Below are 4,562 nucleotides of genomic sequence, written 5' to 3'. Positions count from 1 at the left end.
CCCCTTTTCCGCTGGCGGGGGGGGGCCCGCCCCGCCGGGCCCCCCCCCCACCGTCAGTTCACGAGCGGGAGCAGGTCGCCCCGTTGAGCGAGAAACTGGTCGGGGACGAGTAGGCCCCGCTCAGGGTGCCCTGGTAGCCGAAGCTGGCCGTGCCCCCCGGTGCGACCGACCCGTTGTGGCCGACGTTGCGGGCGGTCACCGATGACCCGCTCTGGCTCACCGTGGCGTTCCAGGCGTTGGTGACCGTCTGCCCGCCGGGCAGGCTGTAGTTCAGCGTCCAACCGTTGATCGCGCTGGACCCGGTGTTGGTGATCTGCACGTCGGCCGTGAAGCCGTTGTTCCACGAATTCGCCGTGTACTTCACCGCGCAGCTCGCGCCACCGCTCGGCGGCGGGGTCGTCGGGTTGGTGGGCGGCTGACCGCCACCGTTGACGTTGGCCGAGAACGAGGTCACCGCGAGGCCGACACCGCCCTGCCACGGCTCGAAGCCGGCCTGGATGCTGGTCAGGTACCAGGAGTTGGTGATCGCGCCCCGGTTACGGGTGTCGTTGATGAAGTCCAGCACGCTGAAGTTCAGGCTGGAGATCGCCGAGGACGCGACGTAGGAGATGACGTTGTTGGAGCCGTTGCTGCCCCGCCAGACCTCCCAGGTACGGCCGGCCAGGTTCGTGGTGCCCACGACCGAGCCGATGGGCTGGATCGGGCCCTGCCGGTTGAGCCAGATCATGATCTCCATCTGGTTCACCCCGTCCCGCTTGGGCGACGGGTCCAGCCAGATGTCGTACGACGCGTTGTAGGTGGCGCCGCTGACGTAGCGGTAGGAGATGCTGCTGGTGGCGCTGCTGATCTGGCTCACCTGGATCGGCAGGTTCGTGCCCGGGGAGCAGTTGGTGTAGTGACAACCAAAGAACACCGAGGGGTACGCCGTGGGCGCCCCGTTGGTGGGGCTGCTCCCGTTCAGCGTGGTGATCTCGAAGCCGTTGCTGGTGGCGTTGATGCACTGCTGGGCGGTGGTGCCCCAGCGGTTGTTCTGCACCACGTAGCGGCCCTGGATGACTGTCGAGCCGTACTGTTCGCAGATCTGGGTGTCGGCGGAGGCGCTCCCGCCGAGGGCCACGGCCACCAGTGAACTGGCGACCAGCAACCCGGCGGCGGCCAAGGCCCGAAGTTGACGTTTCATGACACTCCTCGACTCGGCGCGTGCCGGGCGCCGGATGTGGTGGGGTGGTGCGGGAGCGCTCCCACGCTCAACGACACATTTACATGTCTGAAACTGGTGCGCAACCGTCCGCGTCGAACTGGTGAATTGTGAGGATTGCCATGCCCCGCCGGACGGCTGCCGACGGACGGCCGGCCAAGCGGCTCGGGTCGCCGACGAGCGGCGGGGAGCGGACCGATTGGGCCTGGTGTGCGCCGATCGCTCCGAGTAGCGTGTTGCCTCCAACGCGTGCCGCTCCCCCTCCGGAGGCGTACACCACCATGGGTGGCTCCCCCCTGCGCATCCTCGTCGTCGGCGCGGGCATCGCCGGCCTGGCCGTAGCCCGGGCGCTGCGCCTGGCGGGCTTCCGGCCCGACGTCACCGACAAGCTGCCACCGGGGGAGTCCACCGAGACCGGTCTCTACCTGCCCGGCAACGCCGCCCGCGCGCTGCACCGGCTCGACCTGCACGACCCGGTCCGGCCGGTCGGGCAGGTGATCCACCGGCAGCGGTTCTACGACGCCGCTGGCGCGCAACTCTGCGAGGTCGACCTCGACGCCCTCTGGGCCGGCGTCGGCGAGTGCCGGGCGCTGCCCCGGGCCGACCTGCACCGGGTGCTGCTCAGCGGTGCCGGCGGCGCCGTCCGGCACGGCGCCGAGGTCCGCACCCTGGAGCTGCTCCCGGGCGCGGTGGGCGTCACCTTCACCGACGGCACCACCACGGAGTACGACCTGGTCATCGGTGCCGACGGGCCACGCTCCTCGGTCCGCGCGCTGGCCGCGCTCGGTGGGCCGCCGCGCCCCGTCGGGCAGGTCGTCTACCGGGCCCTTCTGCGCGACGGCCCACCGGTCACCGAGTGGACCGCGCTGCTCGGCCAGCGCTCCGGGTTCCTAATGGTGCCGATCGGTGCCGGACGGCTGCACATCTATGCCGACGAGGCCGGCACCGAGGAGCCCGCCGACCCCCTCGCCCGGCTGCGGGACCTCTTCGCCGAGTACCGCGGCCCGGTGCCCGAGGTGCTGGCGGCCCTCGACGAGGTGCACGTCGGGATCACCGACGAGGTGGAGTTGGGTCGCTGGTACCGGGGGCGAGTCCTGCTGGTAGGCGACGCCGCGCACGCCACCGCGCCGACGCTGTCGCAGGGTGCGGCAATGGCCCTGGAGGACGCCGTGGTGCTGGCCGAGTCGCTGCGCGCCGCCAACAGCGTGGAGGCGGCCCTGGTGGCGTACGAGAGTCGTCGCCGTCCGCGTACCCGATGGGTGCGGGACCGGACCCGGGACCGCAACCGCACCAGGGACGTCCCGCCGGCGCTGCGCGACCCGTTGCTGCGCGGACGCGGCGACCGGATCTTCGGGGAGCACTACCGGCTCCTGCTCGGCCCGCTGTAGGCCCGTAGTAGATCGTGTCACGCCACCCCACGCGGCGCTGCGACCTGCCGGGGACTATCCTCCTTGCGGATGACGGCCCGCCGATAACCAGCGTGTGCCGAGCGGGACAACCGAGAACCGGAGGCCACTCGTGACCACCGTCGCACCCAAGCCGGTCGTGACCCGGCCCTGGCCGGTCCGGGAGCCGGTCAAGGGGTCGGCCATCGCGCGGCTGCTGCGAACCACGGACGCGAAGCAGATCGGGATCATGTACATGATCACCGCGTTCGTGTTCTTCATGATCGGTGGCCTGATGGCTCTGGTCATGCGTGCTGAGCTGGCACGACCCGGGCTGCAGTTCCTGTCGCCCGAGCAGTACAACCAGCTCTTCACGATGCACGGCACGATCATGTTGCTGTTCTTCGCGACGCCGATCGTGTTCGCCTTCGCGAACTACATCGTGCCGATCCAGATCGGCGCGCCTGACGTCTCCTTCCCCCGGCTGAACAGCTTCGCCTACTGGCTGTACCTGTTCGGCGGAACGATGGCGACCGCCGGGTTCATCACCCCGGGTGGCGCCGCTGACTTCGGCTGGTTCGCGTACGCGCCGCTGAGCAGCGTCGAGCACTCGCCGGGCGTCGGCGCCAACATGTGGATCATGGGTCTGGCCATCTCCGGCCTGGGCACCATCCTCGGCGCCGTGAACATGATCACTACGGTGCTGACCCTGCGTGCGCCCGGCATGACCATGTTCCGGATGCCGATCTTCACGTGGAACATCCTGGTCACCAGCCTTCTGGTGATCCTGGTCTTCCCGCTGCTGGCCGCCGCGCTCTTCGCGCTCGCCGCGGACCGCATCCTCGGCGCGCACGTGTACGACCCGGCAACCGGTGGGCCGATGCTCTGGCAGCACCTGTTCTGGTTCTTCGGGCACCCCGAGGTCTACATCGTGGCGTTGCCGTTCTTCGGCATCATCAGCGAGGTCATCCCGGTCTTCTCCCGCAAGCCGATCTTCGGCTACAAGGGTCTGGTCGCCGCGACCGTCGCGATCGCCGCGCTCTCCATGAGCGTCTGGGCGCACCACATGTTCGCCACCGGCCAGGTGCTGCTGCCGTTCTTCAGCTTCCTGAGCTACCTGATCGCCGTGCCGACCGGTATGAAGTTCTTCAACTGGATCGGCACCATGTGGCGGGGCCAGATCAGCTTCGAGACGCCCATGCTCTGGGCGGTCGGCTTCCTGGTCACCTTCCTCTTCGGTGGTCTCACCGGTGTGCTGCTGGCCAGCCCGCCGATCGACTTCCACGTGTCGGACTCGTACTTCGTGGTGGCGCACTTCCACTACGTGCTCTTCGGCACCATCGTGTTCGCGGTCTTCGCGGGCATCTACTTCTGGTTCCCGAAGATGTTCGGCCGGATGCTCGACGAGCGCCTGGGCAAGGTGCACTTCTGGCTCACCATGATCGGCTTCCACACCACGTTCCTGGTGCAGCACTGGCTCGGCAACGAGGGCATGCCCCGTCGGTACGCCGACTACCTGCCCAGCGACGGCTTCACCACGCTGAACACGATCTCCACGATCGGCGCGTTCATCACCGGCATCTCCACGCTGCCGTTCATCTACAACTGCTGGAAGTCGTACAAGACCGGCCCGGTGGTCGAGGTGAACGACCCCTGGGGTCACGGCAACTCGTTGGAGTGGGCGACCAGCAGCCCGCCGCCGCTGCGCAACTTCGACCGGATGCCGCGGATCCGCTCCGAGCGGCCGGCGTTCGACGCGAAGTTCCCGGAGTTGGCGGCCGGTGGCCAGAGCCTGGCCGGTCCGCCGGAGGGTGGCGCCAAGCCGCTCACCAGCGAGTCGGACGGCGGAGCCAGCTACCGCGAGGACACCGCGAGCGACGTCGACCGGCACTGACGCTCAAGCTCAGCAGTACGACGGGCGCCGCCCCCGGGGCGGCTCGCCGAGCAGGTGGAGGCGGGTTCCCGGTTGGCGTTGGGTG

3 protein-coding genes are annotated in these 4,562 nt (G+C 69.1%); 2 read left to right on the top strand and 1 reads right to left on the bottom strand.

What is annotated here, in order from left to right:
- Positions 1 to 58: 58 nt before the first annotated feature.
- Positions 59 to 1,180 carry a cellulose binding domain-containing protein gene (locus AB0B48_RS02625; RefSeq protein ID WP_357194836.1) on the bottom strand — a complete coding sequence of 374 codons (1,122 nt, stop codon included), beginning with the start codon at positions 1,178 to 1,180 and terminating at the stop codon, positions 59 to 61.
- A gap of 299 nt (positions 1,181 to 1,479) precedes the next feature.
- Here AB0B48_RS02625 and AB0B48_RS02620 point away from each other — a divergent pair, with 299 nt between their 5' ends.
- Positions 1,480 to 2,586, top strand: coding sequence for an FAD-dependent monooxygenase (locus AB0B48_RS02620; protein ID WP_357194834.1), 1,107 nt, complete (start codon positions 1,480 to 1,482; stop codon positions 2,584 to 2,586).
- Between the two features lie 130 nt (positions 2,587 to 2,716).
- Entirely contained in the window at positions 2,717 to 4,477 is a 1,761-nt protein-coding gene (ctaD, locus tag AB0B48_RS02615; RefSeq protein WP_210780947.1) for a cytochrome c oxidase subunit I, read from the top strand.
- The last annotated feature ends 85 nt before the right edge of the window (positions 4,478 to 4,562 follow it).

Source organism: Micromonospora sp. NPDC049089, from assembly GCF_040648775.1.
Taxonomy (GTDB): Bacteria; Actinomycetota; Actinomycetes; order Mycobacteriales; family Micromonosporaceae; genus Micromonospora.
Note: the sequence above shows the minus strand (reverse complement) of the source record. Positions and strands in the feature narration are given on the sequence as shown.